Here is a 26880-nt window from a genome sequence, read left to right as displayed (position 1 = left end):
GGCCCCCTTGAAGCTGTCCGGGGCTCGCTGGAAGCTGTCCGGGACCCGCTGGAGCTAGAAGAACACCCCGCACCGCAGCAGCACGTTCGCGTAGGGCCGGGCCTCCCCGGTCCGCACCACCAGCCGCGCACCCGCCGACAATTCCTTCAGCCGCTCGTGCGGGACGAGGTCCAGCTCGGGGAAGTGACCGTCGAGCAGAGCCGACGCCTCCGCGTTCGCTCCCCGTACCTCCGTCGCCGCCGTGGCGCCCTCGACCACCAGCTCGGTCAGCAGCCCGTCCAGCACCTCCGCGAACGAGGGCACGCCGGCCCGGAAGGCGAGGTCCACCACCCGCGGACCGTCGGGTATCGGCATGCCGGCGTCGCACACCAGCACCCCGTCGCCGTGGCCCAGTTCGGCCAGTGCCCCGGAGAGATGACGGTTCAGGATTCCGGCCTTCTTCACAGCGCGTCGACCTCCCGCGCCGTCGGAAAGGACGCCTGCGCGCCCTCCTTGGTGACGGCCGCCGCCCCGACCCGTGCCGCGTACGCCGCCGCCTGAGCCAGGGACGCGCCCGCGCCCAGCCGCCAGGCCAGCGCCGCGGTGAACGCGTCGCCCGCGCCCGTGGTGTCCACGGCGTCCACCTTCACGGACGGGACCCGGGCGACGCCCTCCGAGGAGGCCACCAGCGCCCCCTCCGCGCCCAGCGTGACGACCACCGAATGCGGGCCCTTCGCGAGCAGGATCCGCGCCCAGTCCTCAGGGGTGTCCCCGACGGCGGAACCACCCAGGATGACCTTCGCCTCGTGCTCGTTGACGATCAACGGGTCGCAGGCCGCCAGCACCTCCTGAGGGAGGGGCCGCGGCGGTGACGGGTTGAGGACGAAACGGCTGTCCGGCGCCAGGTTCCGTACGACCTCCACGACCGTCTCCAGCGGGATCTCCAGCTGCGCCGACACCACGCGGGAGGCGTGGAAGAGGCTGCCCGCGGCGCGTACGTCCCCGGGCGTCAGCCGCCCGTTCGCGCCGGGGGACACCACGATGCTGTTGTCTCCGGACGGGTCCACCGTGATCAGCGCGACCCCCGTCGGGGCGTCGCCCACCAGGACGCCCACCGTGTCGACACCCGCCGCGTGCTGCGAGTCCAGCAGCAGCCGGCCATAGGCGTCGTCGCCCACCCGGGCCAGCAGGGCCGTGCGGGCCCCGAGCCGGGCGGCCGCGACCGCCTGGTTCGCGCCCTTGCCGCCCGGGTGGACGGCCAGGTCGGAGCCGAGCACGGTCTCCCCGGCACCCGGCCGCCGCTCGACACCGATCACCAGGTCGGCGTTGGCCGATCCCACGACCAGGAGGTCGTAGTCGAACATGGATTGTCTCCCCGAATCCCCGAATACCCGAATGGATGACGTGGGGCGGGCGGTGGTCAGGACCGCCCGCCCGCTTCCCGATCTCAGCCGCTGAAGGAGGCCACGTTCTCCTTCGTGACCACCTTCACCGGCACCTTCACCGTCTGCTCGACCTTCTTGCCCTGCAACGCCCGCAGCGCGTTGTCCACCGCGATCTTCCCGAGCTGGGTCGGCTGCTGCGCCACGGACGCGTACAGCGTGCCGCCTTCGACCGCCTTCAGGCCGTCCGGCGTGCCGTCGAAGCCGACCACGGACACCGACGTGCCGGCCTTGGAGCCCAGCGCCTTGATCGCGCCGAGTGCCATCTCGTCGTTGGCCGCGATGACGCCCTGGACGTCCGGGTGGGCCTGGAGCAGGTTCGACATCACGTCGAGGCCCTTGGCGCGGTCGAAGTCGGCGGGCTGCTGGGCGACGACCTGGATGCCAGGGTAGGCCTTCAGGCCCTTGGCGAAGCCCTCGGCGCGCTCGCGGGCGGCGGAGGTTCCGGCCTGGCCCTGCAGGATCACGATCTTGCCCTTGCCGCCCAGCTTCTCGGCGATGCTCTTGGCGGCCAGCTCACCGCCGGTGACGTTGTCGGAGGCCACCAGCGCGTCCGTCGTGGCCTTGTTGACGCCCCGGTCGACGGCGATGACCGGGATCTTCGCCTGGTCGGCGGCCCGCACCGAGGGGCCCGCCGCGTCGGAGTCCACCGGGTTGACGATGATGGCGCCGAGGCCCGAGCTGGTGAAGTTCTGCAGCTGGTTGGCCTGCTGGGAGGCGTCGTTCTGCGCGTCCGTGACGGTCAGGTCCACGCCCAGCTTCTTCGCCTCGGCCTCGGCGCCCGCCCGGATCTGCACGAAGAAGGGGTTGTTGAGGGTGGACAGGGACAGGCCGACCTTCGGAGTGCTCGCGGCGGAGGAGCCGCCGTGCAGGAAGGAGGTGGCGCCCACGATCGCGACGGTGACCACGGCCGCGAGCGCGTACGCCGCCGCCTGCCTGCCCTTGTCGCCACCCGTGCCGGCCGCCACCGGCGTCGCCCCGGCCTTGCGGCGCGCGGTGTCGAACAGCACCGCCAGCGCGATCACGACACCGATGACGACCTGCTGCCAGAACGCCGACACATTGAGCAGGTTCAGCCCGTTGCGCAGCACCGCCAGGATCAGCGCGCCGATCAGCGTGCCGGACGCCTTGCCCGTACCGCCCGCCAAGGACGCCCCACCGATGACGACCGCGGCGATCGCGTCCAGCTCGTAGCCGTCGGCGGCCTGCGGCTGCGCGGAGGACAGGCGGGCGGCGAGCACCACGCCCGCGACGGCGGCGAAGACGCCGGACAGGGCGTAGATGGCCAGCTTCTGCCGCTTCACGCGCAGGCCGGACAGCCGCGCGGCCTCCTCGTTGCCGCCGATCGCGTACATGGAGCGGCCGATGTAGGTCCGGCCGAGCACGAACGCGGCGATCAGCCCCATCACGACCATTACGAGCACCGGCACCGGCAGCCAGCCGCCGAGCGTGTCGCCGAGGTGCGAGACCGAGTCGGGGAAGGCGATCGGCGAGCCCCCGGAGATGACCAGGGACAGACCACGGCCCACCGACAGCATGGCCAGCGTCGCGATGAACGGCGGCAGCTTGCCGTACGCGATCAGGAAGCCGCTGACCAGGCCGCACGCGATGCCGGTCGCTATGGCCAGCAGGACGGCGACGAGAACCGGCACGCCCTCCTGCGTGGCGCTCCAGGCGAGGACGGTGGCCGACAGGGCGGCGACCGACCCGACCGACAGGTCGATGCCCGCCGAGACGATCACGAAGGTGACGCCGAAGGCGAGGACGGCGGTCACGGCCGCCTGGACGCCGACGTTCAGGAGGTTGTCGGTGGTCAGGAAGTCGCCGGAGAGCGCCGACATCGCGACGACCAGGACGATCAGCGCGGTCAGCGCGCCGTTGTCGAGCAGCAGCCGGCGCAGGCCGCCCGAGGCGCCACCCGCGCCCGCGGTGCTCTTGAGCGTGTCAGTGGCCACGGGGGGCCTCCACTTCGGTGGTCGGGGTGCTGAGGGCATCGGTGGTCGGGGTGCTGGGGGCTTCGGTGGCAGGGGCGCTGACGGCGAGTGCCATCACGGCGTCCTGCGTCGCCTCCGCGGCCGGGAGCTCGCCCGCGATCCGGCCCTGGGCCATCACCAGCACCCGGTCGCTCATGCCGAGCACCTCGGGCAGGTCGCTGGAGATCATCAGCACGGCGGCGCCCTGCGCGGTCAGTTCGTTGATGAGCTGGTAGATCTCGACCTTCGCGCCGACGTCGATGCCGCGCGTCGGCTCGTCGAGGATCAGCACCTTGGTGTTCGCCAGCAGCCACTTGCCGATGACGACCTTCTGCTGGTTGCCCCCGGACAGGGTGCGCACGTGCTGGCCGAGGCCCGCCATCCGCACACCGAGCTGCTCGGCGATCCGGGCGGCCGCCGTCCGCTGTCCCTTGAGGTCGACCAGGCCCGCGCGGGTCGCGGACCGCAGGGTGACCAGCCCGAGGTTCTCCTCGACGGAGGCGTCGAGGACCAGTCCCTGGCCCTTGCGGTCCTCGGGCACGAGCCCGACCCCGGCTTCCATGGCGGCGTTGACGTCGTGACGGGGGATACGGGCGCCCGCGACCTTCACGGCCCCCTTGTCGTACGGATCCGCCCCGAACACGGCGCGTACCACCTCCGTACGGCCGGCTCCGACCAGCCCGGCGATGCCGACGACCTCACCGGCGTGCACCTCGAAGCTGACGTCGTGGAACACCCCGTCCCGGGTCAGCCCCTCGACGTTGAGCAGCGCGGACCCGGCGTCGGCCCGCTGACGCGGGTACTGCTGCTCGATCGACCGTCCCACCATCAGGCGTACGAGCTCCTCCTCGGGCGTGGCGGCGGGCACCTGCCCGACGCTCTTTCCGTCCCTGAGGACGGTGACCCGGTCACCGAGGGCGGTGATCTCCTCCAGGTGGTGCGTGATGAAGACGATCCCGACGCCGTCCTCGCGCAGCCTGCGCACGATGGCGAAGAGCTTCTCGACCTCCTCGGAGGTGAGCACGGCGGTCGGCTCGTCCATGATCAGCACGCGTGCGTCCAGGCTGAGCGCCTTGGCGATCTCGACCATCTGCAGGCGGGCGATGCCGAGTTCCCGCACCCGCGCGCGCGGGGACACGTGCACACCGACCCGCTCCAGAAGGTCGGCCGCTTCGGCCTCCATCCGCTTGCGGTCGATCATCCCGAAGCGGCGCGGCTGCCGCCCCAGGAAGATGTTCTCGGCGACCGTCAGATCGGGAACGAGGTTGAACTCCTGGTAGATGGTGGCGATCCCGAGGCGCTCGGAGTCCTGCGCACCGCTGATGCGCACCTCCTCGCCGCCGACCAGGATCCGCCCGGCGTCGGGCGTGCAGGCGCCGGAGAGCATCTTGATGAGGGTGCTCTTGCCCGCGCCGTTCTCACCGAGCAGCACATGCACCTCGCCCCGGCGCAGGTCGAAGTCGACGCCGTCGAGCGCGACCACGCCGGGGAAGGTCTTGCGGATGCCCTCGATGCGCAGCAACTCGTCCGCGTTGCTCACGTCGTGCTCCTTTGCACTGGGGAGGGGGACTCGCCGGACTCGCCGGGCTCACCGCACGAGCGGCGTACGACGAGACGGGCGGGGAGGGTGACGGACTCCGGGGTCCGGCCCTCGATACGGTCGACCAGCGCGCGTACGGCGGCGCGCCCCAGCTCGCCCGTGGGCTGGGCGATGGCGGTGACCGGCGGATCGGTGTGCACGAACCAGGGGATGTCGTCGAACGCGGCCAGCGCGAGGTCGTCGGGGACCCGCAGCCCACGCGCGCGTACGGCGTCCAGTGCGCCCAGGGCCATCAGGTTGTCCGCGGCGAACACGACCTCGGGTGGTTCGGCCAGGTCGAGGAAGCCCTCGGTGACCCGCCGCCCGCTCTCCGCCTGGAAGTCGCCCTGGCCTGTGTAGGCGTCGGGGAGGTGGATCCCGTACTCCTGGAGGGCCTCCCTGAAGGCCTCCACGCGCTCCCGTCCGGTGGTGGTCGCCGCCGGGCCCGCGATGATCGCGAGCCGCCGGTGCCCGAGCCCGTGCAGGTGCGCGACGAGATCGCGTACGGCCGCCCGCCCGTCCGCCCGGACCACCGGCACCTGAACGCCCGGGATCCACCGGTCGACGAACACCATCGGCGTCCCTGCGCGCGCGGCGTCCAGCATCAGCGGTGAGCCGCCGTCGGTGGGGGAGACCAGCAGCCCGTCGATGCGGCGGTCCAGCAGGTTCCGTATGTGGTGGTCCTGCAGGTCGGGACGCTCGTCGGCGTTGCCGAAGATGACGCTGTAGCCGAGCGCGCGGGCCTCCTCCTCGACGGAGCGGGCCAGTTCGGTGAAGTAGGGGTTCAGCACGTCGCTGATGACCAGGCCGAGAGTGTGGGTCTGGTCGGTGCGCAGCGACCGGGCGACGGCGTTCGGGCGGTAGCCCAGCGTCTCGACGGCGGCCAGCACGCGCGTGCGTGCGTCCTCGCTCACCGACGGGTGGCCGTTCAGGACGCGCGAGACCGTGGCGACGGAGACCCCCGCCTCGGCGGCGACGTCCTTGATGCTCGCCATCGCCGTCCACCTCCTTGTGGAATCGATTACACCGATGTGTACGGAGGATTGGAATCGATTACACGGCGCTGAGGCAAGCCCCCGTGGTGGCCGAAACCGGATCGTGATGATGCGTGCTCGGATGAGCAGGGTCGCGTGCGCGGCCGAGGCGGTTCGGGCTTGCTGCATCCGCCTGCCGCAGGGCACGGACAGAGCGTTGTCGGTGCCGGGCGGTACCGTCGGATCATGGCTCAACCAGCGGGGAGCGGGGAACGGCATGTGGCCGTACTCGAAGGCGTCCTGGAACGCATCACGTACGCCAACGAGGAGAACGGCTACACGGTCGCCCGCGTCGACACCGGCAGAGGAGCCGGCGATCTCCTCACCGTCGTCGGCGCGCTGCTCGGCGCCCAGGTCGGCGAGTCGCTGCGCATGGAGGGCCGCTGGGGCTCCCATCCGCAGTACGGCAAGCAGTTCCACGTGGAGAACTACACGACGGTCCTGCCCGCCACCGTCCAGGGCATCCGCCGCTACCTCGGCTCGGGGCTGGTCAAGGGCATCGGTCCGGTCTTCGCCGACCGCATCACACAGCACTTCGGCCTGGACACGCTGAAGATCATCGAGGAGGAGCCCAAGCGCCTGATCGAGGTCCCCGGCCTCGGCCCGAAGCGGACGAAGAAGATCGCCGACGCCTGGGAGGAGCAGAAGGCGATCAAGGAGGTCATGCTCTTCCTCCAGACCGTCGAGGTCTCCACGTCGATCGCCGTGCGCATCTACAAGAAGTACGGCGACGCCTCGATCTCGGTGGTCAAGAACCAGCCGTACCGGCTGGCGGCCGACGTCTGGGGCATCGGCTTCCTCACGGCGGACAAGATCGCCCAGTCCGTCGGCATCCCGCACGACAGCCCGGAGCGCGTCAAGGCCGGCCTGCAGTACGCCCTGTCGCAGTCCGCCGACCAGGGGCACTGCTTCCTGCCCGAGGAACAGCTGATCGCCGACGCGGTGAAACTCCTCCAGGTCGACACCGGCCTCGTCATCGAGTGCCTCGCCGAGCTCGCCACGCCCCCCGAGGACGGCTCCGACCCGGGTGTCGTACGCGAGAAGGTGCCCGGCCCGGACGGCGGGCAGCCCGTCACCGCCGTCTACCTCGTCCCCTTCCACCGGGCCGAGCTCGCCCTCTCCGCCCAGCTGCTGCGCCTGCTGCGCACGGAGGAGGACCGGATGCCCGGCTTCCATGACGTGGCCTGGGACAAGGCGCTGGCCTGGCTGAAGACCCGCACCGGGGCCGACCTCGCCCCCGAGCAGGAGGCCGCGGTCAAGCTGGCGCTGACGAAGAAGGTCGCCGTCCTCACCGGCGGCCCCGGCTGCGGCAAGTCCTTCACGGTCCGCTCGATCGTGGAGCTGGCCCGCGCCAAGAAGGCGAGGGTCGTCCTGGCCGCCCCCACCGGCCGCGCCGCCAAGCGCCTGGCCGAGCTCACCGGCGCCGAGGCCTCCACCGTCCACCGCCTGCTGGAGCTCAAGCCCGGCGGCGACGCGGCCTACGACAGGGACCGCCCGCTCGACGCCGACCTGGTGGTCGTCGACGAGGCCTCCATGCTGGACCTCCTCCTCGCCAACAAGCTGGTCAAGGCCGTACCCCCGGGGGCGCATCTGCTCTTCGTCGGGGACGTCGACCAGCTCCCCAGCGTCGGCGCCGGCGAGGTCCTGCGCGACCTGCTCGCCGACGGCAGTCCCATCCCGGCCGTGCGCCTCACGCGCGTGTTCCGGCAGGCCCAGCAGTCGGGCGTCGTGACCAACGCCCACCGCATCAACGCGGGTCAGCACCCGGTCACCGACGGCATGAAGGACTTCTTCCTCTTCGTCGAGGACGACACCGAGGCGGCCGGCCGGCTCACCGTGGACGTCGCCGCCCGGCGGATCCCCGCCAAGTTCGGCCTCGACCCGCGCCGGGACGTCCAGGTGCTGGCGCCCATGCACCGGGGACCGGCCGGCGCGGGCACCCTGAACGGCCTCCTCCAGCAGGCCATCACCCCCGGCCGCCCCGACCTGCCCGAGAAGCGGTTCGGCGGCCGGGTCTTCCGCGTCGGCGACAAGGTCACCCAGATCCGCAACAATTACGAGAAGGGCAACAACGGTGTCTTCAACGGCACCGTGGGCGTGGTCACCTCGCTCGACCCGGTCGACCAGCGTCTGACGGTGCTGACGGACGAGGACGAGGAGGTTCCGTACGAATTCGATGAACTGGACGAGCTGGCCCACGCGTACGCGGTGACCATCCACCGCTCCCAGGGCAGCGAGTATCCGGCGGTGGTCATCCCGGTCACCACGGGCGCCTGGATGATGCTCCAGCGGAACCTGCTCTACACGGCGGTCACCCGCGCCAAGAAGCTGGTCGTCCTCGTCGGTTCGCGCAAAGCGATCGGACAGGCGGTGCGCACGATGTCGGCGGGCAGGCGCTGCACGGCACTCGACTTCCGGCTCTCACTCCGCCCCCTGGAAGGCTGAACACCCCCTCTGGAGACCTGAACACCCCCTGGCGACAGGTGTCACGGCCCGTTCGGGACTGACATCACAAAAAATGATCGATCACATCAGTCGCGAAGGTCACAGAGCACTTCCAGATGGGGAACACAGGGGGCAGGATGGGCAAGTTGGCGGCACTGAGTGCCGTCGATAGGCCCGATGGTCGACCCCGAGTGCACTCTCCTGAGCCGAGTGGGGGAAGGTAGAGACAGTCAGGGCACCTCGAAGATGAGGCACAACGTCGGTGAGGGAAGACGTGAGCGACAACTCTGTAGTACTGCGGTACGACGGCAACGAGTACACCTACCCGGTGATCGACAGCACCGTCGGCGACAAGGGCTTCGACATCGGAAAGCTCCGCGCCCAGACCGGTCTGGTGACGCTGGACAGCGGCTACGGCAACACCGCCGCCTACAAATCCGCGATCACCTACCTCGACGGCGAGCAGGGCATCCTGCGGTACCGCGGCTACCCGATCGAGCAGCTGGCCGAGCGCTCCACCTTCCTGGAGGTCGCCTACCTGCTGATCAACGGTGAGCTGCCGACCGTCGACCAGCTCACCGCGTTCCAGAACGACATCACGCAGCACACCCTGCTGCACGAGGACGTCAAGAACTTCTACCGGGGCTTCCCGCGCGACGCCCACCCGATGGCCATGCTGTCGTCGGTCGTGTCGGCGCTGTCGACGTTCTACCAGGACAGCCACAACCCGTTCGACGAGCGGCAGCGCAACCTCTCCACGATCCGGCTGCTCGCCAAGCTTCCGACCATCGCGTCCTACGCGTACAAGAAGTCGATCGGCCACCCGTTCGTCTACCCGCGCAACGATCTCGGTTACGTCGAGAACTTCCTCCGCATGACCTTCTCGGTCCCCGCGCAGGAGTACGAGCTCGACCCGACCGTGGTCTCCGCCCTGGACAAGCTGCTGATCCTGCACGCGGACCACGAGCAGAACTGTTCGACCTCCACGGTCCGACTGGTCGGCTCCTCGCAGGCGAACATGTTCGCCTCGATCTCCGCCGGCATCAACGCCCTGTGGGGCCCGCTGCACGGCGGCGCCAACCAGTCCGTGCTGGAGATGCTGGAGGGCATCCGCGACTCCGGCGGCGACGTCGACTCCTTCATCCGCAAGGTGAAGAACAAGGAGGACGGCGTCCGCCTGATGGGCTTCGGCCACCGGGTCTACAAGAACTTCGACCCGCGCGCCAAGATCATCAAGGCCGCCGCGCACGATGTGCTGTCCGCCCTCGGCAAGTCCGACGAGCTGCTGGACATCGCGCTGAAGCTGGAGGAGCACGCGCTCTCCGACGACTACTTCGTCTCGCGCAGCCTCTACCCGAACGTGGACTTCTACACGGGCCTGATCTACCGCGCCATGGGCTTCCCGACCGAGATGTTCACGGTCCTGTTCGCCCTCGGCCGGCTGCCGGGCTGGATCGCCCAGTGGCACGAGATGATCAAGGAGCCGGGCTCCCGCATCGGCCGCCCGCGCCAGATCTACACGGGCGTGGTCCAGCGCGACTTCGTTCCCGTCGAGGAGCGCTGAGGCGCAGCGAACCCCGAGGCCCCGTCCCCGCTCCAGTGAGCGGGAACGGGGCCTCGTGCACGTGCGGCGCAGGCTGTGGTCACCCCACGGCGGTCACTCCACGCCGGTTACTCCATGGCCTTCCTGCGGCGCATCCACCACACCAGCGAACCGCCTGCGACTGCCAGGGCCGCAGCGATCCCGGCGATCAGGCCGACGGGTGTGCCGGAGCCGGTGTCGGCGAGGTCGCCGTCCGGGTCCTTCGGCCGGGGGGTGGGGGCCGGGGTGGGCGCCGAGGTGCTCGGCGCCGGGCTCGGCGTGGCCGACGGGGAGGCCGGGTCGGTCGGCTTGCCCGTGCCGGTCGGGGTCGGCTGCGGCGTCGGGCCGGTCCCGCCACCGCCACCGTTGTCGGTCCGGCCCGAGCCGTTACCGCCCTGGTAGGAGGTCTCGGTGTCCCGGTAGGAGGTCTCCGCGCGGACGGAGGTCTTGGTGGTGCTGTCCAGACGCGGGTTCTCCAGGTCGAACTGGACCCTGCTGATGTTGCGCCTGGGTGCCTTGGAGAAGTCGACACCGCCCATGACGCAGGTCTTCTGCTGCCCGTCGATCTCGCACGGGTAGCTGTAGTCGCCCTTGGTGAAGGACTTCACGTAGGCGTCGTAGGTCTGGCGCGGGGTCCAGCCCTTGTTCGCGCCGCGCAGCGGCCACCGGCTGACGTCGTTGCTGTTGATGATCTTCCGGAAGTCGGTGGGGTGGTCCTGGTCCTGCTGGCGGATGTACTCCGCCGCCACCCGCGAGTTGTAGACACGGCGCAGGTCGGCGTAGCGCGGGTGCGTGTTCACCTTGCGCTCGACGTCCGGGATGACGTACTGGTTCACCAGCCGCTGGGAGGTCCTGACCTGGGCGTCGGTCAGCTCGCACCTGCCGTTCGGGCTGGGGGTGTCGATCTTCATCGGCTCGGACTTGACCTCCAGCGGGGCATCGAGGATGTAGATGCCGTTGTCGTCCACGCGGACCTTCGCGGTCTTGGGGACGATCCAGTTGCGGAGGCTGTGGCTGCACGGCACGCCCGCGGCGCGCATGGCGTCCCAGTACGACTTGCCGGGTTCCCGGCGGGGATCCATGTCCTTGGCGTAGTCGTGCTTCATCTCCAGGTCGGCCTCAAGAAGCACCCGGCCGGCGTCGGTGGTCCCGAACGTCTTGTCCATGACCTTGTCGGGCTGGTCCGGGTTGAGGTTGACCCAGAACTTGTCCGGGGGCAGCGCGAGCCAGGTGAACAGGGCGTCGGAGGCGAGCTGGAGCCTGGCCCTGCCGCCCCAGCCCGGGTTGGTGTCCTCGTCCTCGACGTAGTCGGCCTTGAAGGAGTAGTCGAGGCCCTTGCCCTTGACGGGGTTGCCGACGTACTGGAGTTCCAGGGTGGAGAAGTCCACGCCGCCCGGACCGCGGCCGAAGCCGCCGCGGGTGTTGGCCGCGTTGTACTGACGCTGCAGCTGACGCGCCTGCTCCGGGGTGTCGGCGGAACGCCAGGCCGCGTCGTTGATCGGGCCGCGGGAGCCGACCCGGCTGGGGTCGGGGTTCATCAGCTTGTCGTAGCGGGTGTACTGGTTCGGCTGGTACCGGGGCACGCCGGTGGAGCGCTGCTCACGGATGGTGACCTGGTTGGCCCTGCCCGTCTCCTGCTGGATCTGCCGGTTCAGGGCACCGAACTTCCTGATCGTGTTCCTGGTGGTCTTCTCACCGGTGATCAGACGGAGCTTGTGGTCCTTGTAGGCCGGGTCCCGCAGCACCATCGCGTCGTTGCGCAACTGACGCGGTATGTGCTTGCCGTTGGACTTGAACTCGACGAACTCCTTGGTCCGCGCGTTGTACGCGTCGTACCGGCGGAAGACCGGCTTGTTCGTCCTGGGGTCGATGAGCTGCTTGCCGGTCTTGGGGTCCCTGACCGGGACCTCCTTCTGGCAGATCCAGTCCGGTCCGACCAGCCTGAAGTCACGGACGACCTTGGCCTCGAACCCGTTGCCCCTGGTCCGGTTGGTCTCGTTGCCGATCAGCTTGATGTCGAGCCAGCGGGAGAAGTCGCGGACAGGAGTGCCGCCGGAGGAGAGCTGGAAGTTGTACCGGGCGTAGATCTCCAGGACCCGGTACTTGATGTTCCCGGTCCTCTCGTACTGCCTCTTCCACTTGTTGATGTCGGCTTCGGTCTTCCCGGCGAGCTTCTTCTGCTGCGCTGTGGGCGCCTTGAGCCCGTCGAAGGCCTTGGAGGGGTTGTCGTAGAAGTACTCGTCCCACTGGCTCTCGGGGCTGACACTGTAGGGCTGGTTCCTGCCCTGGATGCCGGAGCCCGCCACCGGGGCGTCGTACTTGCGGCCCAGCCACTTCTCGTCGCAGCGGTTGGGTGCGGGTGCCGCGTCGGCCTCACTCTGCAGGCCGGGCAGTGCGGAGAGGCTCATCGCGCAGGCGGCGGTGATCGCCACCGCCAGGCGACCGAACAGGTGCCGTGGGCGCGAAGGGGTGGTCAACTGACTCAAGATGTCGGTGTTCCCTCGTTGCGTGGGGGCATGAGGGGGTGAAGGTGCGGCGCATGAGGCCCCCGTGACTTGGGCGTCGCGCGGCACACAGTAATGCGTCAACCCCCCGGCACCACACGGGCTTCACAGAGTCACCCACGCAAATCCCAAGGCACGGTGGAGAGTTCACATCACTGCCCGCAGGCTGACCTACAGTGGCCCGCATGACGGAAACGGAACCGGCCCCCGACAGGCACCCTGAGCTGGTGGCGTGGCTGGAGACGCGGGCCGCGGGATTCGAGCGGTGGGCGCGGGACACCGGCGCGCCGGAGTACTGGAACTTCAGCCCCGAGTCGCTGGACGCGCTGGAGGAGCTCGTGCGGCGGACCTTCGCCGCCCAGGAGGAGATCGCCGCCGCACGCTCGGGGGAGTTCGTGCAGGGTGCCGTCTGGTACATCGGGGAAGTGATCCGCCGGTCCGCACCGGACGCGGTGTGGCGCTACGACCCGTTCACCTCCGACGACCGTATCCCTGAGCGGATGTTCGAACCGGGGGTTCAGGAGGTGGGTGACACCCCGCACCTGGGGCGGCCGCACTTCCAGGACGGCGACTACCTGTATCCGCTGGGCCTGCTGAACCAGCTCTTCTGGGAGACGGACGAACTCGGCGAACCGGTCGAGGTGCACCTGGCCGACGTACTTGAGGCGTTCGCGGACGACGCGGACTGAGACGCGACACGAGCGGACGGCGGAGGGGTAGCAGAAGGCGCCCCGGCGCCGGTCCCCCCACGGGCCGGCGACCAGGGCGCCTTCCCATGTCCCGGTGCGGATTCCCCCCACGGGATCCGGCCGGGCGTCTGTGAGGACAGCGCCTGAATCGCTGTGCGAGCAGAACGAGCAAAACTCGTCCCACTCGTGCTGTGTGCGGTCTGCCGGGACAGCGCACGCCCGGGAGGGCCGCTCAAAGCTTCCCGGTGTACGTGTCCCGGCAACGCATCTCTGAGGAAGTCCCCCAAGACATCCCCAGATGCCAGGAAGCGCCCCCCAAGACGCTGCCCGACATCGTCAACTTAGACCTTCGAACCCCTTCGATGGTTACGTTCACATCACTGTGATCTGCGTCTCTTGCATATGTCCGTTAGATACGCAAGAGCCCCGATACGGCTTACGGGACCCAAGCGTAAGGATGATGCGCGAGCCTTGTGAAGAGCTTATGTGAGTTTCGTACCCGACTCCAGAGGGCCTCTTACTTCGAGACCTCAGCGAAATGCCCGCAGCCGCAGGCTGTTCGTCACCACGAACACCGACGAGAACGCCATCGCGGCCCCCGCGATCATGGGGTTGAGCAGCCCCGCGGCGGCCAGCGGCAGCGCGGCCACGTTGTAGCCGAAGGCCCACACGAGGTTGCCCTTGATCGTCGCCAGGGTCTTCCGGGACAGCCGGATCGCGTCCGCGGCCACCCGCAGGTCGCCGCGCACCAGGGTCAGGTCGCCCGCCTCCATCGCCGCGTCCGTGCCCGTGCCCATCGCCAGACCCAGATCGGCGGTGGCGAGGGCGGCGGCGTCGTTGACGCCATCGCCGACCATGGCGACCGTACGGCCCTCGGCCTGCAGTCGCCTGACGGCGTTCACCTTGTCCTCGGGCAGCACCTCGGCGATCACCTCGTCGATGCCGACGGCCCGGGCGACGGACTCGGCGACCAGCCGGTTGTCGCCGGTCAGCAGGACGGGCCGCAGGCCCAGCCCGCGCAGTCGGGCCACCGCCTCGGCGCTGGTCTCCTTCACCGCGTCCGCGACGGCGACGACACCCCGCGCCGCCCCGTCCCAGCCGACCACGACGGCCGTACGACCGCCTCTCTCGGCCTCTTCCCTGGCGCGGGCCAACTCCTGAGGGAGTTCCTCGAAGAGGCGCCCCACGGCCACCTCATGGCCCTCCACGCGCGCGCGTACGCCCCTTCCGGGCAGGTTCTCGAAGTCCTCGGCGGCCGGCAGGGCGCCGACCTGCTCCTCGGCGCCCGCGGCGACCGCGCGGGCCACGGGGTGCTCGGAGGCGTGCTCGACGGCGCCCGCGAGGCGCAGCACCTGCTTCTCGTCGGTGTCCTCGGTGGCGTACACCTCCTGGAGGGTCATCCGGCCCGTGGTGACCGTGCCGGTCTTGTCCAGGACGACCGTGTCGACTCGGCGCGTCGACTCCAGTACCTCCGGGCCCTTGATGAGGATGCCGAGCTGGGCCCCGCGCCCCGTGCCGACCATGAGCGCGGTCGGCGTGGCCAGGCCCAGCGCGCACGGACAGGCGATGATCAGCACGGCGACGGCCGCGGTGAACGCGGCGGCCGTGTCGCCGGTGGCGCCGAGCCATCCGCCGAAGGTGGCGACCGCGATCAGCAGCACGACCGGCACGAAGATCCCGGAGATCCGGTCGGCGAGGCGCTGCACCTCGGCCTTGCCGTTCTGCGCGTCCTCCACCAGCCTCGCCATCCGGGCGAGCTGGGTGCCGGCGCCGACCCGGGTGGCCTCGACGACGAGCCGGCCGCCCGCGTTGACCGTGGCGCCGGTGACGGTGTCTCCGGCCGTCACGTCCACGGGCACCGACTCGCCGGTGAGCATGGAGGCGTCGACCGCGCTCGTGCCCTCGACCACGGTGCCATCGGTGGCGATCTTCTCGCCGGGCCGTACGACGAACCGGTCGCCGACGGCCAGCCGCGCCACCGGAATCCGCACCTCGCGCCCGTCGCGCAGTACGGCCACGTCCTTGGCGCCCAGCTCCATCAGTGCCCGCAGAGCGGCGCCCGCGCGGCGCTTGGAGCGGGCCTCCAGATAGCGGCCGAGCAGGAGGAAGGCGGTGACCCCGGCGGCGACCTCCAGGTAGATCGTCGAGGCGCCGTCCGCGCGGGCGACGGTGAGCTCGAAGCCGTGCCGCATGCCCGGCATGCCCGCGTCGCCGAGGAAGAGCGCCCACAGGGACCAGCCGAACGCGGCCAGCGTGCCGAGCGACACGAGCGTGTCCATCGTCGCCGCGCCGTGCCGGACGTTCGTCCAGGCGGCCCGGTGGAAGGGCAGACCGCCCCAGACGACGACGGGTGAGGCGAGGGTGAGCGAGAGCCACTGCCAGTTGTCGAACTGCAGGGACGGGACCATGGCGAGCAGCACCACGGGGGCGGCGAGGAGGGCGGAGACGGTGAGCCGCCGGCGCAGCGACGACAGCTCCGGGTCCTCCTCGGGCGCCTCGTCCTCGGTGGCCGGGGCCTGCGGCTCCTCGGCCGTGTAGCCGGTCTTGACCACGGTGGCGATCAGATCGGCGACCTCGGTGCCCGCGGGATAGGTGACCCGGGCCTTCTCGGTCGCGAAGTTCACCGTGGCGGTGACGCCGTCCATGCGGTTGAGCTTCTTCTCGACCCGGGCCGCGCAGGCCGCGCAGGTCATCCCGCCGATGAGCAGCTCGACCTCGGAGAGGTCCGGCGCGGTGTCCGTGGGGGTTCCTGCGATGGTGCTGGTCATGTCTTTCGGACTCCAGAAGCTCGACGCGCTGCCTGAGGGCGGTGTGCCCCTCAGACCTTGCCGGCCAGCTCGAAACCTGCCTCGTCGACCGCGGCACGCACGGCCTCCTCGTCCAGCGGCGCCGCGGAGACGACGGTGACCTCGCCGGTCGCGGCGACGGCCGTCACGGAGCTGACTCCGGGGATCTCGGAGATCTCGCCGGAGACGGCACCCTCGCAGTGTCCGCAGCTCATCCCGCTCACCTTGTAGACGGTGGTGACGGAGCCAGGGGTGTCGGTCTGTGCGGTCATGTCGTTACTCCCTCGTCGAGGCGGGTGGGACTGCGAGTGACCCCCGAGGGGGTCATCTGTTCCAGACTATACCCCTAGGGGGTACCCGACCAAAGGGGGTCCGTCCGCCCCTCCGATCGGTCGCCGACGAGTGGTGCGAGGTAGCGGAGGAGAACGTTCTTCAGTTCCCGTACGTACGCCTCCCGCTCGGCGCCCTGGTGTGCGAGGACCAGCTCCAGGCCTGCCTTGTAGATACCCAGGCAGACGTGCGCGGTGCGCGTGACCTCGGCGGCGGGCGCCTCGGGCAGGAGTGAGGCGAGCAGCGCCTCGACCCTCGCGATCAGGGTCGCGTACAGCGCGTCGTGCTCCTCGGCGATCCGGCCCGGGATGTCGGGGCCGTGCATCAGGGCGAAGAACACCGGGTGCCGGCAGTTGAAGTCGATGAAGCGGTCGACGGCGGCGCCTACGGCCTCCTCCAGCGGGGTCGCGGGGTCGACCGGCGCCAGCGCCTCCCCGTACGTCTCCCGCATCTCGTGCATGAGCCGGCTGCCCAGTTCGATCGCGATCGCTTCCTTGTTCGGGAAGAACTGGTACAGCGTGCCCGGTGAGACGCCCGCCTCGCGGGCGATGGCGTTGGTGCTCGCGGCCGTGTAGCCGGTCGTGCAGAAGACGGAGGCGGCCGCTTCGAGCAGCTGAGCGATCCGCCGTTCGCCGCGGGCCTGACGGCGACGGGGTCGCTCCTTCTCCTGGTTGTCGGTCACGCGGTTGTCCCCAGCTCTCCGAACGCGATTGACAAACGCGAGCAGTCGCTCGCATTCTGATGAAACGCGAGCGATCACTCGTGTTTGCCAGTCTATGGCAACGACGGCCCGTGCTGCCTGCCTGCGCTCAGCACGGATCAGGTGAAGGGGACACCGCACGATGACCGAAGTCAACAAGCCGCCGCCCGTCCGAGGCTGGACCCGCTTCGTCACTGCCCGGCCACGGCTGTCTCTGGTGGTCGCGCTGGTGCTCACCGCACTCGCGGTGGTGGCCGGCAGTGGTGTCGCCGACCGCCTGGGCGCCGGCGGCTGGGAGGACCCGAACGCGGAGTCCACCTACGCGACCAAGGCCCTGGAGCGCGCCTTCCCGGACTCCCAGCCCAACCTCCTGCTCCTCGTCGACGCGGGCCGCGCCTCGGTCGACGACCCGGCCGTCGCCGCCGAGGCCAGGCGGCTCGCCGCGCGCCTGGCCGGGGAGCGGGGCGTGACAGGCGTCGGCTCCTACTGGCAGTCCGGCGCCCCCGCGCTGCGCGCCGAGGACGGACACGAGGCGCTGATCTCCGCCCGCATCACCGGCGACGAGAAGGCCATGGGCGAGACCCTGGACCGCCTCGCACCCTCCTACCGGGGCGAGCACGGGGTGGTGGAGGTCCGCGTCGGCGGCCCGGTCGCCGTGCGGCACGAGATGCAGACGATCATCCAGGAGGATCTGACCCGGGCGGAGCTGATCGCCCTGCCGGTGACGCTGGTGCTGCTGGTGATGGTCTTCGGCAGCGCGATCGCGGCCCTGCTGCCGCTCGGCATCGGCATCGTCGCGATCCTCGGCACCAACGCGGTACTGCGCGGCCTCACCGAGCTCACCGACGTGTCGGTCTTCGCGCTGAACCTCACCACGGCCCTCGGCCTGGGCCTCGCCATCGACTACGCCCTGTTCATCGTCCGCCGCTTCCGCGAGGAACTCTCCACCGGCGCCGAGCCGTTGACCGCGGTGGGCACGACCCTGCGCACAGCCGGCCGCACGGTGCTCTTCTCCGCCCTCACGGTCGCGGTGTCCCTGGCGGCGATGCTGCTCTTCCCCCAGTACTTCCTGCGGTCCTTCGCCTACGCCGGGATCGCGGTGGTTCTGCTCGCCGCGGCGGCCGCGCTGATCCTGCTCCCGGCGGCCCTGGTGCTGCTCGGCCACCGGGTCGACTCCCTGGACCTGCGGCGCCCGTTCCGGCGGGGCCGGCAGCCGAAGCCCGCCGAGTCCGCCGAGGCCGCCGAGTCCGCCGAGTCCTCAGGGGTCTCCGGCTCCCGCGAGGAGGGCAGGGCCTGGGCGCGCACGGCGACGCTCGTCATGCGCCGCGCACCCTTCTTCGCCCTGGGCACCACGGCCGTTCTCGTCCTGCTCGGGCTGCCCTTCCTGGGCGTGAAGTTCGGTACGGCCGACGATCGTCAGCTGCCCTCGACCGCCGAGTCGCACACGGTGCAGCAGCACATCCGGGAGGGCTTCCCGGGCAGCCCCGGCGGCGGCCTCGAAGTCCTCGCCGAGGGCCGCGCGACCCAGGCGCAGTACGCCGCCTACAAGGAGCGGATCGCCGGCCTGCCCGAGGTGCTGCGGGTCGACGGGCCGCTGGTCAAGGGCGACTCGGCGTACTTCACGGTGCTGCCCGAGGGCGAGGCCGTCGACGAACCCGCCCAGCGCCTGGTCGGTGAGCTGCGCGATGTCCGGGCCCCGTTCGACACCAAGGTGACCGGCGCGGCGGCCGTCCTGGTCGACTCCAAGGACGCGATCGGCGAACGCCTGCCGACGGCGGTCGTCTTCATCACCATCGTCACCCTGCTCCTGGTCTTCCTCCTCACCGGCAGCGTCCTGATACCGCTCCAGGCGGTGGTGCTGAACGCGCTCAGCCTGACGGCGATGTTCGGCGCGGTCGTGTGGGTCTTCCAGGACGGCCATCTGTCCGGTCTGCTGGGCTTCACCAGCCCCGGTTCCATAGAGACGACACTCCCGGTCCTGATGTTCTGCGTGGCCTTCGGTCTGTCCATGGACTACGGCGTGTTCCTGCTCTCCCGGATCAAGGAGGAGTACGACCACAGCGGCGACCACGACCAGGCGGTGCGGCACGGGCTGCAGCGCACCGGCGGGCTGATCACGGCGGCGGCGGTGATCCTGGCGGTGGTGATGGTCGCCATAGGCACCTCCCGCGTGACCAACACCAAGATGCTCGGCCTGGGCATCGCGCTGGCGGTCCTGATGGACGCGATGATCGTCCGCAGTCTCCTGGTCCCCGCGGTCATGCGCCTCACGGGCCGCGCCACCTGGTGGGCCCCGGTCCCGCTGCGGCGCTTCCACGCACGGTTCGGCCTGAGCGAGGGGGAGCCGGCCGGGCCGGCCGTGGAGAAGGAGGGCAGCCGGGACAAGGTGGGGGCGCCCGGATAGCGTTCGGCCGGGAGCGCCGGGAGCGCCGGGAGCGCCGGGAGCGCCGGGAGCGCCGGGAGCGCCGGGAAGCGCTGGGCGGGAGAAGGAGGGGCCGAATGCGGGCGGTCGTGTGTGAGCGGTTCGGCGAGCCGGCCGAGGTGCGGGAGGTGGCGGACCCCCGGCCCGCGGAGCACGGCGTCGTGGTCCGTGTCGAGGCCACCGGCCTGTGCCGCAGCGACTGGCACGCGTGGCAGGGCCACGACCCGGACGTCTCACTGCCGCACGTTCCCGGCCATGAACTCGCCGGGGTCGTCGAGGAGGTGGGTGCCCGGGTGACCGGCTGGCGGCCCGGCGACCGGGTCACCGTGCCGTTCGTCTGCGCCTGCGGCAGCTGCGGTGCGTGTGCGGCGGGCGACCAGCAGGTGTGCGAACGGCAGACCCAGCCGGGCTTCACCCACTGGGGCTCCTTCGCCCAGTTCGTGGCGCTCGACCACGCCGACGTGAACCTCGTCGCCGTGCCCGGCGACATGTCGTTCCCGACGGCGGCCTCGCTCGGCTGCCGGTTCGCCACGGCGTTCCGGGCGGTGGTGCAGCAAGGCCGCGTGGCGGCGGGGGAGTGGGTCGCGGTGCACGGCTGCGGCGGAGTGGGCCTGTCGGCGGTGATGATCGCCGCGGCGTCGGGCGCCCGGGTCGTCGCCGTCGACATATCGCCACGCGCCCTGGAGCTGGCGCGGACCTTCGGGGCGACCGAGTGCGTGGACGCGTCGCGTACGCGGGACACGGCGGAGGCGGTGCGCGACCTCACCGGTGGCGGTGCCCATCTCTCCCTCGACGCCCTCGGCTCACCCGCCACCTGCGCCGCGTCCGTGGCCGGCCTGCGTCGCCGCGGCCGTCATGTCCAGGTCGGCCTGCTGCCCTCGCCGAGTGGCACCACGCCCGTCCCGATGGCCCGCGCGACAGCCCTGGAGCTCGAACTGCTGGGCAGTCACGGGATGGCCGCGCACACATATCCGCCGATGCTGGAGCTGGTCCGGGCGGGCGTGCTGCGCCCCGACCTCCTGGTGACGTCCACCATCGCGCTGGACGCGGTCCCGGCCGCGCTGGCCGCGATGGGGACGGCGCCGGGCGCGGGGGTCACGGTCGTCGAGCCGTGGAGCTGAGACGCCCCGCTCGAAGGGTGAGCCGCGGGGCACACGGAGGAGAATCACGGGGCGTCACCGGTCAGTCGTCCCGGCGGGGCCGGTTGCCCGGGCGGGACGCCACCCATGCCCGGATCGTGTCCGCGTACCAGTAGGGCTTGCCGCCCTCCACGAGGTCGGGCGGGGGCAACAGGCCGTGCTTGCGGTACGACCGCACGGTGTCCGGCTGCACCCGGATGTGCGCCGCGATGTCCTTGTAGGTCCAGAGCCTTTGGTCGGTCATGAGGTGTGCCTCCTTGCGTGCACCACGGCGGCGGCCGGGGGAAGGCCGTCCGGGGGAGCCGGGCGCTGCGCCGGCGATCAACAAGCCTGCGCCCGGTCAACGACATGCGGTCAGAGCAGGACAGGGCCCGTGCGCGGATGTGACGGAAGGTCCGCTTCCATGCGACATGTGTGACGAGACGGGGGCGTTTGTGACGCAAGTGCAGCAAAGCCACCCGCCGACTGGTGTGCGTGGCGCATTGACAGGCAGGTCTGGTCAGAATGTCCGGACAAAACATTGACAGGGCTGCGTGAGCGGGGCTACAAAGCCGGGAGGGCCGATGTGAAGGGGAGCCGATGGCGTACGACCTGATCACCATGGGGCGGATCGGAGTGGACCTCTATCCGCTGCAGACGGGCGTCCCGTTGTCCCAGGTCACGTCCTTCGGCAAGTTCCTCGGCGGTTCGGCGGCGAACGTGGCGGTCGCCGCCGCGCGGCTCGGGCGTCACACCGCGGTGATCACCCGCACCGGCGACGACCCCTTCGGCACCTACCTCCACGAGGCCCTGCGCGGCTTCGGCGTCGACGACCGCTGGGTCACCCCCGTCCCCGGCCTGCCCACCCCGGTCACCTTCTGCGAGGTGTTCCCCCCGGACGACTTCCCGCTGTACTTCTACCGGCGGCCCAAGGCCCCCGACCTGGAGATCGACGCCCATGAGCTCGACCTCGACGCCATCCGCGACGCCCGGATCTTCTGGGTCACCGGCACCGGCCTGAGCGAGGAGCCGAGCCGTACGGCGACCCTCGCGGCCCTCGCGCACCGCGCCAAGTCCGGCACCACGGTGTTCGACCTAGACTGGCGGCCCATGTTCTGGAGCGACCCGGACGCCGCCCGGCCCTTCTACGCCGAGGCCCTGAAGCACACCACCGTCGCCGTCGGCAACCTCGACGAGGTGGAGGTCGCCACCGGCGTCCGCGAACCGCACGCCGCCGCCCGCGCGCTCCTGGACGCCGGTGTGGACCTCGCCGTCGTCAAGCAGGGCCCCAAGGGCGTCCTCGCCGTCAGCGGCGAGGGCGAGTCGGCCGAGGTGCCCCCGCTCCCGGTGCACGTCCTCAACGGTCTCGGCGCCGGCGACGCCTTCGGCGGTTCCCTCTGCCACGGCCTCCTGGAAGGCTGGGACCTGGAGAGAACCATGAGGCACGCCAACGCCGCCGGCGCCATCGTCGCCTCCCGCCTGGAGTGCTCGTCCGCGATGCCCACCCCGGACGAGGTGGAAGCGGCGCTCACCGCGGGGGCCGTCCAATGACCGTCGACGTCTGCGAGCTCGTCCGCCTCCGCGCCCACCGTCCGGAGGCGATCGCCGAGGCCGCCGCCCGCCGCGTCCGCCGGCCGCTGCTGGGCGAGACCGGCCGCCTGATGATCGTCGCCGCCGACCATCCGGCCCGCGGTGCCCTCGGCGTCGGCCGCCGCGCCCTCGCCATGGCCGACCGCGCCGACCTGCTCGAACGTCTCTGCCTGGCGCTGTCCCGGCCCGGCGTCGACGGAGTCCTCGCCACCGCCGACATCCTCGACGACCTGCTCCTGCTCGGCGCCCTCGACGGCAAGGTCGTGATGGGCTCGATGAACCGGGGCGGCCTCCAGGGCGCCCGCTTCGAACTCGACGACCGCTTCACCGGCCACCGCCCGCAGGACATCGAGCGCCTCGGCTTCGACGCGGGCAAGCTGCTGCTGCGGATCGACTACGACGACCCGGGCTCCCTCAACACCCTTCACTCCGCGGCCCGCGCCATCGACGACATGGCCGCCCGCCGGCTCCCCGTCTTCGTCGAGCCGTTCATCAGCCGCCGCACGGACGAGGGCAAGCTCCGCAACGACCTCTCCGCCGACGCCGTCACCAGGTCCATCGCCATCGCCTCCGGTCTGGGCGGCAGTTCCGCCTACACCTGGCTGAAGGTCCCGGTCACCGACAACCCCGACGACATGGCCGAGGTCATGGCGGCCTCGACGCTGCCCGCCGTCCTCCTCGGCGGCGAGGTCGGTGACGACCAGGACGGGGCGTACGAGAAGTGGCGCGGCGCCCTGCAACTGCCCACCGTCCGCGGCCTGGTGGTCGGCCGTTCGCTGCTGTACCCGGCGGACGGTGACGTGGCGGCCGCCGTGGACACCGCCGTCGGACTGCTCTGAGGGCCGCCTCATGATCAGCGACACACACCAGTTCGCCACCGGCGGCAGCGAGTGGATCGTGCGCCCGCCGCATGGCGGAAGTACCGTGCACATAGCCGACACAACGGACCAAGGGGTCCAAATCCCAGGCCCGGAGAGCGTGTTCAGCGGGGTCACCGACGTCGCGTACGCGCCCCGTGACGCCCGGGCCCAGATCGCCTCCGGCGCGGGTGGCCGCTTTGCTTTGGCAGGAGCGAAGTGCGAGCGACGACTCCCCGCCCGCTACGGCCCCGCGCCGGAGGTCTCAGCAGGGAACGACATGGGCCGTCGAGTCGTACGGGGCGGCTGAGCCGTACGGGAATGGCGGATCTGCTTCCACCTGGACCACACGGAGGGTTACCGATGACGGTGCAGACCTCAACGACGAGGCTCACGGTCGCGCAGGCGCTCGTCCGCTTCCTGTCCGCCCAGTACACCGAGCGGGACGGCATACGGCAGCGGCTGATCGGCGCGACCTGGGGCATCTTCGGCCACGGCAACGTGGCCGGCATCGGCCAGGCGCTCGTCGAGTACGCCGACGTCATGCCGTACCACCAGGGCCGCAACGAACAGGCCATGGTCCACGCGGCCGTCGGCTACGCCCGCCAGTCGAACCGCCTGTCCACGCACGCCGTGACCACCTCCATCGGCCCGGGCGCCACGAACCTGGTCACGGGCGCCGCCCTCGCGACCATCAACCACCTCCCGGTCCTGCTCCTGCCCGGTGACGTCTTCGCCACCCGCCCCGCCGACCCGGTCCTCCAGCAGCTGGAAGTCCCGTACGCGGGCGATGTGTCGGTCAACGACTGCCTGCGCCCGGTGTCGAGGTACTTCGACCGCATCACCCGGCCCGAGGCCCTGATCCCGTCGGTCCTGAACGCCATGCGCGTGCTCACCGACCCGGTCGAGACCGGCGCGGTGACGCTCGCCCTCCCGCAGGACGTGCAGGCCGAGGCGTACGACTGGCCGGAGGAGTTCTTCGCCGAGCGCGTCTGGGCCGTACGCCGCCCGGGCGCCGACCCCACCGAACTCGCCGACGCGGTACGGACGATCCGTGCCTCGCGCCGGCCCCTGCTCATCGCGGGCGGCGGCGTCCACCACAGCCGCGCCGAGCAGGCCCTCGCCGAGTTCGCCGAGGCCACCCGCATCCCGGTCGCCTCCACCCAGGCCGGCAAGGGCTCGCTCCGCCACGACCACCCCCAGGACGTCGGCGGCATCGGCCACACCGGCACGGCGACGGCCGACGAACTCGCCCGCACCGCCGACCTGGTCATCGGCGTCGGCACCCGCTACACCGACTTCACCACCGCCTCCGGCACCCTGTTCACCGGCGAGGGCGTCCGCTTCCTCAACCTCAACATCGCCCCCTTCGACGGCCACAAGCTGGCCGGCCTGCCCCTCGTCGCGGACGCCCGCAGCGGCCTGCAGGAGCTGACCGACGCCCTGCGGCTGCACGCGTACGAGGTCGCCGACGCCTACGCCACCGAGTACACCGAGGACAAGGAGCGCTGGGAGCAGCGCGTCGACGCCTGCTACGAGGCCGACGAACCCGACATACGGCCGACCCAGCCGCAGGTGCTCGGCCTGCTGGACGCGCTGGTCGACGAGTCGGACATCCTCATCAACGCGGCCGGCTCCCTCCCCGGCGACCTGCACAAGCTGTGGCGGACACGGTCGGCCGACCAGTACCACCTGGAGTACGGCTACTCCTGCATGGGCTACGAGATCCCCGCCGCGATCGGCGTGAAGCTCGCGGCCCCCGACCGGCCCGTATGGGCGCTGGTCGGCGACGGCACGTATCTGATGATGCCGACGGAGATCGTGACGGCCGTGCAGGAGGGCGTCGCGATCAAGATCCTGATCGTCCAGAACCACGGCTACGCCTCCATCGGCGGCCTGTCCGAGACGGTGGGCGGCGAGCGGTTCGGCACCGCCTACCGCTTCCCGTCCGAGGACGGCACGTACACGGGGGCGCCGCTCCCGGTGGACCTCGCCGCCAACGCGGCCAGCCTCGGCATGCGGGTGCTGCGCGCGAAGACCGTACGGGACCTGCGCGAGGCGCTCGCTCAGGCCCGGGCCGCCGACACTCCCACATGTGTCTACGTGGAGACCCAAACGGCAGACACTGTGTCGGGCGCGCCTCCCGCACAGGCCTGGTGGGATGTACCCGTGGCCGAGACCGCGACCCGACCGTCCGCGGTCAAGGCCCGTGAGCTGTACGAACGGCATGTGTCCAGCCGGCGCCGCCATCTGTGAAGGAGTTCTCGGCCATGACGAAGATCGTCAATCACTGGATCGGCGGCAGGACCGCCGAAGGCGCCTCGGGTACGTACGGGCCGGTGACCAACCCGGCGACCGGCGAGATCACCACGAAGGTCGCCTTCGCGTCGGTGGAGGAGGTCGACGCGGCCGTCGCCGCCGCCAAGGAGGCCTTCCTGACGTGGGGCCAGTCCTCGCTGGCCCAGCGCACGTCCATCCTGTTCAGGTTCCGGGCCCTGCTGGACGCGCACCGCGACGAGATCGCGGAGCTGATCACCGCCGAGCACGGCAAGGTGCACTCCGACGCCCTCGGCGAGGTGGCGCGCGGCCTGGAGATCGTCGACCTCGCGTGCGGCATCAACGTGCAGCTGAAGGGCGAGCTGTCGACGCAGGTCGCCAGCCGCGTCGACGTGGCCGCGATCCGGCAGCCGCTGGGCGTGGTCGCGGGCATCACGCCGTTCAACTTCCCGGCGATGGTGCCGATGTGGATGTTCCCGCTGGCCATCGCGTGCGGCAACACCTTCGTGCTGAAGCCGAGCGAGAAGGACCCGTCGGCGTCCGTCCGCCTCGCCGAACTGCTGGCCGAGGCCGGTCTGCCGGACGGCGTCTTCAACGTCGTCCACGGCGACAAGCTCGCCGTGGACCGGCTGCTCGCTCACCCGGACGTCAAGGCCGTCTCCTTCGTCGGCTCGACCCCGATCGCCCGTTACATCCACACCACCGCCTCCGCGGCCGGCAAACGCGTCCAGGCCCTCGGCGGCGCCAAGAACCACATGCTGGTCCTCCCGGACGCCGACCTGGACGCGGCGGCGGACGCGGCCGTCTCGGCGGCCTACGGTTCGGCGGGCGAGCGTTGCATGGCCATCTCCGCGGTGGTGGCGGTCGGCGCGATCGGCGACGAGCTGGTGCAGAAGATCCGCGAGCGCGCCGAGAAGATCAAGATCGGCCCCGGCGACGACCCGGCCTCCGAGATGGGACCGCTGATCACCAAGGCACACCGTGACAAGGTGGCGTCGTACGTGACCGGCGCCGCGGCCGAGGGCGCCGAAGTGGTCCTCGACGGCACCGGCTGCACCGTGGACGGCTACGAGGACGGCCACTGGATCGGCATCTCCCTGCTCGACAAGGTGCCGACCACCGCGAAGGCGTACCAGGACGAGATCTTCGGCCCGGTGCTGTGCGTGCTGCGCGCCGAGACGTACGAGGACGGCGTGGCCCTCATCAACGCCTCCCCCTTCGGCAACGGCACCGCCATCTTCACCCGGGACGGCGGCGCCGCCCGCCGCTTCCAGCTGGAGATCGAGGCCGGCATGGTCGGCGTCAACGTCCCCATCCCGGTCCCCGTCGGCTACCACTCCTTCGGCGGCTGGAAGGACTCCCTCTTCGGCGACCACCACATCTACGGCAACGACGGCACGCACTTCTACACCCGCGGCAAGGTCGTCACCACCCGCTGGCCGGACCCGTCGGAGGCCCCGGCGGGGGTCGACCTGGGCTTCCCGCGCAACCACTGAGTACCGCGGACGCGGTACGCGGCAGCGGCCCCGTACGCCCGTGGGAGGGCCCGGAGTTCGGTCTCCGGTCGACACCT

Annotated in this window: 19 protein-coding genes and 1 pseudogene; 10 read left to right on the top strand and 10 right to left on the bottom strand. The window is 70.9% G+C overall.

Annotated features, from left to right (window positions below; all coding sequences use genetic code 11):
- Positions 1-54: 54 nt before the first annotated feature.
- From rbsD to NW895_RS18190, 5 genes are all read right to left on the bottom strand, one after another.
- Positions 55-444 (bottom strand): D-ribose pyranase, encoded by a 390-nt coding sequence (gene rbsD, locus NW895_RS18210; RefSeq protein ID WP_289936762.1) that lies wholly within the window; start codon positions 442-444, stop codon positions 55-57.
- On the bottom strand, positions 441-1343 hold the full coding sequence (locus NW895_RS18205) for a ribokinase (protein ID WP_289936761.1): 903 nt from the start codon (positions 1341-1343) through the stop codon (positions 441-443). The genes rbsD and NW895_RS18205 overlap by 4 nt, the downstream gene beginning before the upstream one ends.
- Before the next feature lie 83 nt (positions 1344-1426).
- Complete coding sequence (locus NW895_RS18200; protein ID WP_289936760.1) at positions 1427-3376, bottom strand: substrate-binding domain-containing protein; 1950 nt, start codon at positions 3374-3376, stop codon at positions 1427-1429.
- Positions 3366-4934 (bottom strand): sugar ABC transporter ATP-binding protein, encoded by a 1569-nt coding sequence (locus NW895_RS18195; protein WP_289936759.1) that lies wholly within the window; start codon positions 4932-4934, stop codon positions 3366-3368. The genes NW895_RS18200 and NW895_RS18195 overlap by 11 nt, the downstream gene beginning before the upstream one ends.
- Positions 4931-5968 (bottom strand): LacI family DNA-binding transcriptional regulator, encoded by a 1038-nt coding sequence (locus NW895_RS18190; protein WP_289936758.1) that lies wholly within the window; start codon positions 5966-5968, stop codon positions 4931-4933. Before NW895_RS18190 ends, NW895_RS18195 begins: the two co-directional genes overlap by 4 nt.
- Positions 5969-6193: 225 nt before the next feature.
- Here NW895_RS18190 and NW895_RS18185 point away from each other — a divergent pair, with 225 nt between their 5' ends.
- Complete coding sequence (locus NW895_RS18185) at positions 6194-8452, top strand: ATP-dependent RecD-like DNA helicase (RefSeq protein WP_289936757.1); 2259 nt, start codon at positions 6194-6196, stop codon at positions 8450-8452.
- Positions 8453-8726: 274 nt separating this feature from the next.
- Positions 8727-10016: a citrate synthase gene (locus NW895_RS18180; protein ID WP_289936756.1), complete on the top strand. Its 1290-nt coding sequence runs from the start codon at positions 8727-8729 to the stop codon at positions 10014-10016.
- A gap of 107 nt (positions 10017-10123) precedes the next feature.
- On the opposite strand, the gene NW895_RS18175 is transcribed toward NW895_RS18180, so the two are convergent.
- Entirely contained in the window at positions 10124-12511 is a 2388-nt protein-coding gene (locus NW895_RS18175) for an LPXTG cell wall anchor domain-containing protein (protein ID WP_289936755.1), read from the bottom strand.
- A gap of 212 nt (positions 12512-12723) precedes the next feature.
- Between NW895_RS18175 and NW895_RS18170 the strand changes: the two genes are divergently transcribed.
- A complete protein-coding gene (locus NW895_RS18170; protein ID WP_289936754.1) occupies positions 12724-13227 on the top strand; it encodes a hypothetical protein in 504 nt (167 codons plus the stop codon).
- Positions 13228-13757: 530 nt separating this feature from the next.
- Here the strand turns inward: NW895_RS18170 and NW895_RS18165 are convergent.
- The 3 genes from NW895_RS18165 to NW895_RS18155 form a co-directional block, all read right to left on the bottom strand.
- Complete coding sequence (locus tag NW895_RS18165; RefSeq protein WP_289936753.1) at positions 13758-15995, bottom strand: heavy metal translocating P-type ATPase; 2238 nt, start codon at positions 15993-15995, stop codon at positions 13758-13760.
- A 50-nt stretch (positions 15996-16045) separates the two neighbouring features.
- Positions 16046-16285 (bottom strand): heavy-metal-associated domain-containing protein, encoded by a 240-nt coding sequence (locus NW895_RS18160; RefSeq protein WP_289936752.1) that lies wholly within the window; start codon positions 16283-16285, stop codon positions 16046-16048.
- A gap of 74 nt (positions 16286-16359) precedes the next feature.
- Positions 16360-17025, bottom strand: coding sequence for a TetR family transcriptional regulator (locus tag NW895_RS18155; protein WP_289936751.1), 666 nt, complete (start codon positions 17023-17025; stop codon positions 16360-16362).
- A 160-nt stretch (positions 17026-17185) separates the two neighbouring features.
- Here NW895_RS18155 and NW895_RS18150 point away from each other — a divergent pair, with 160 nt between their 5' ends.
- Positions 17186-19447 (top strand): MMPL family transporter, encoded by a 2262-nt coding sequence (locus NW895_RS18150; RefSeq protein WP_289936750.1) that lies wholly within the window; start codon positions 17186-17188, stop codon positions 19445-19447.
- Between the two features lie 95 nt (positions 19448-19542).
- Positions 19543-20586, top strand: coding sequence for a zinc-dependent alcohol dehydrogenase family protein (locus NW895_RS18145; protein ID WP_289936749.1), 1044 nt, complete (start codon positions 19543-19545; stop codon positions 20584-20586).
- A gap of 61 nt (positions 20587-20647) precedes the next feature.
- On the opposite strand, the gene NW895_RS18140 is transcribed toward NW895_RS18145, so the two are convergent.
- Positions 20648-20848, bottom strand: coding sequence for a MerR family transcriptional regulator (locus NW895_RS18140; RefSeq protein ID WP_289936748.1), 201 nt, complete (start codon positions 20846-20848; stop codon positions 20648-20650).
- Between the two features lie 335 nt (positions 20849-21183).
- Here NW895_RS18140 and iolC point away from each other — a divergent pair, with 335 nt between their 5' ends.
- From iolC to mmsA, 5 genes and pseudogenes are all read left to right on the top strand, one after another.
- Positions 21184-22134: a 5-dehydro-2-deoxygluconokinase gene (iolC, locus tag NW895_RS18135; RefSeq protein ID WP_289936747.1), complete on the top strand. Its 951-nt coding sequence runs from the start codon at positions 21184-21186 to the stop codon at positions 22132-22134.
- A complete protein-coding gene (locus NW895_RS18130) occupies positions 22131-23012 on the top strand; it encodes a deoxyribose-phosphate aldolase (RefSeq protein ID WP_289936746.1) in 882 nt (293 codons plus the stop codon). The genes iolC and NW895_RS18130 overlap by 4 nt, the downstream gene beginning before the upstream one ends.
- Positions 23013-23022: 10 nt before the next feature.
- Positions 23023-23295, top strand: a pseudogene (locus NW895_RS18125) (5-deoxy-glucuronate isomerase); the annotation flags it as partial.
- Positions 23296-23393: 98 nt separating this feature from the next.
- The gene (iolD, locus tag NW895_RS18120; RefSeq protein WP_289936745.1) at positions 23394-25286 is read left to right on the top strand and encodes a 3D-(3,5/4)-trihydroxycyclohexane-1,2-dione acylhydrolase (decyclizing); all 1893 of its coding nucleotides are present in this window, start codon (positions 23394-23396) and stop codon (positions 25284-25286) included.
- A 14-nt stretch (positions 25287-25300) separates the two neighbouring features.
- Positions 25301-26803, top strand: coding sequence for a CoA-acylating methylmalonate-semialdehyde dehydrogenase (gene mmsA / locus NW895_RS18115; RefSeq protein WP_289936744.1), 1503 nt, complete (start codon positions 25301-25303; stop codon positions 26801-26803).
- Positions 26804-26880 lie beyond the last annotated feature (77 nt).

The organism is Streptomyces sp. S.PNR 29, from assembly GCF_030386795.1.
Classification (GTDB): Bacteria; Actinomycetota; Actinomycetes; order Streptomycetales; family Streptomycetaceae; genus Streptomyces.
The sequence above is the reverse complement of the archived record's forward strand: the minus strand, read 5'-3'. Positions and strand labels throughout refer to the sequence as shown.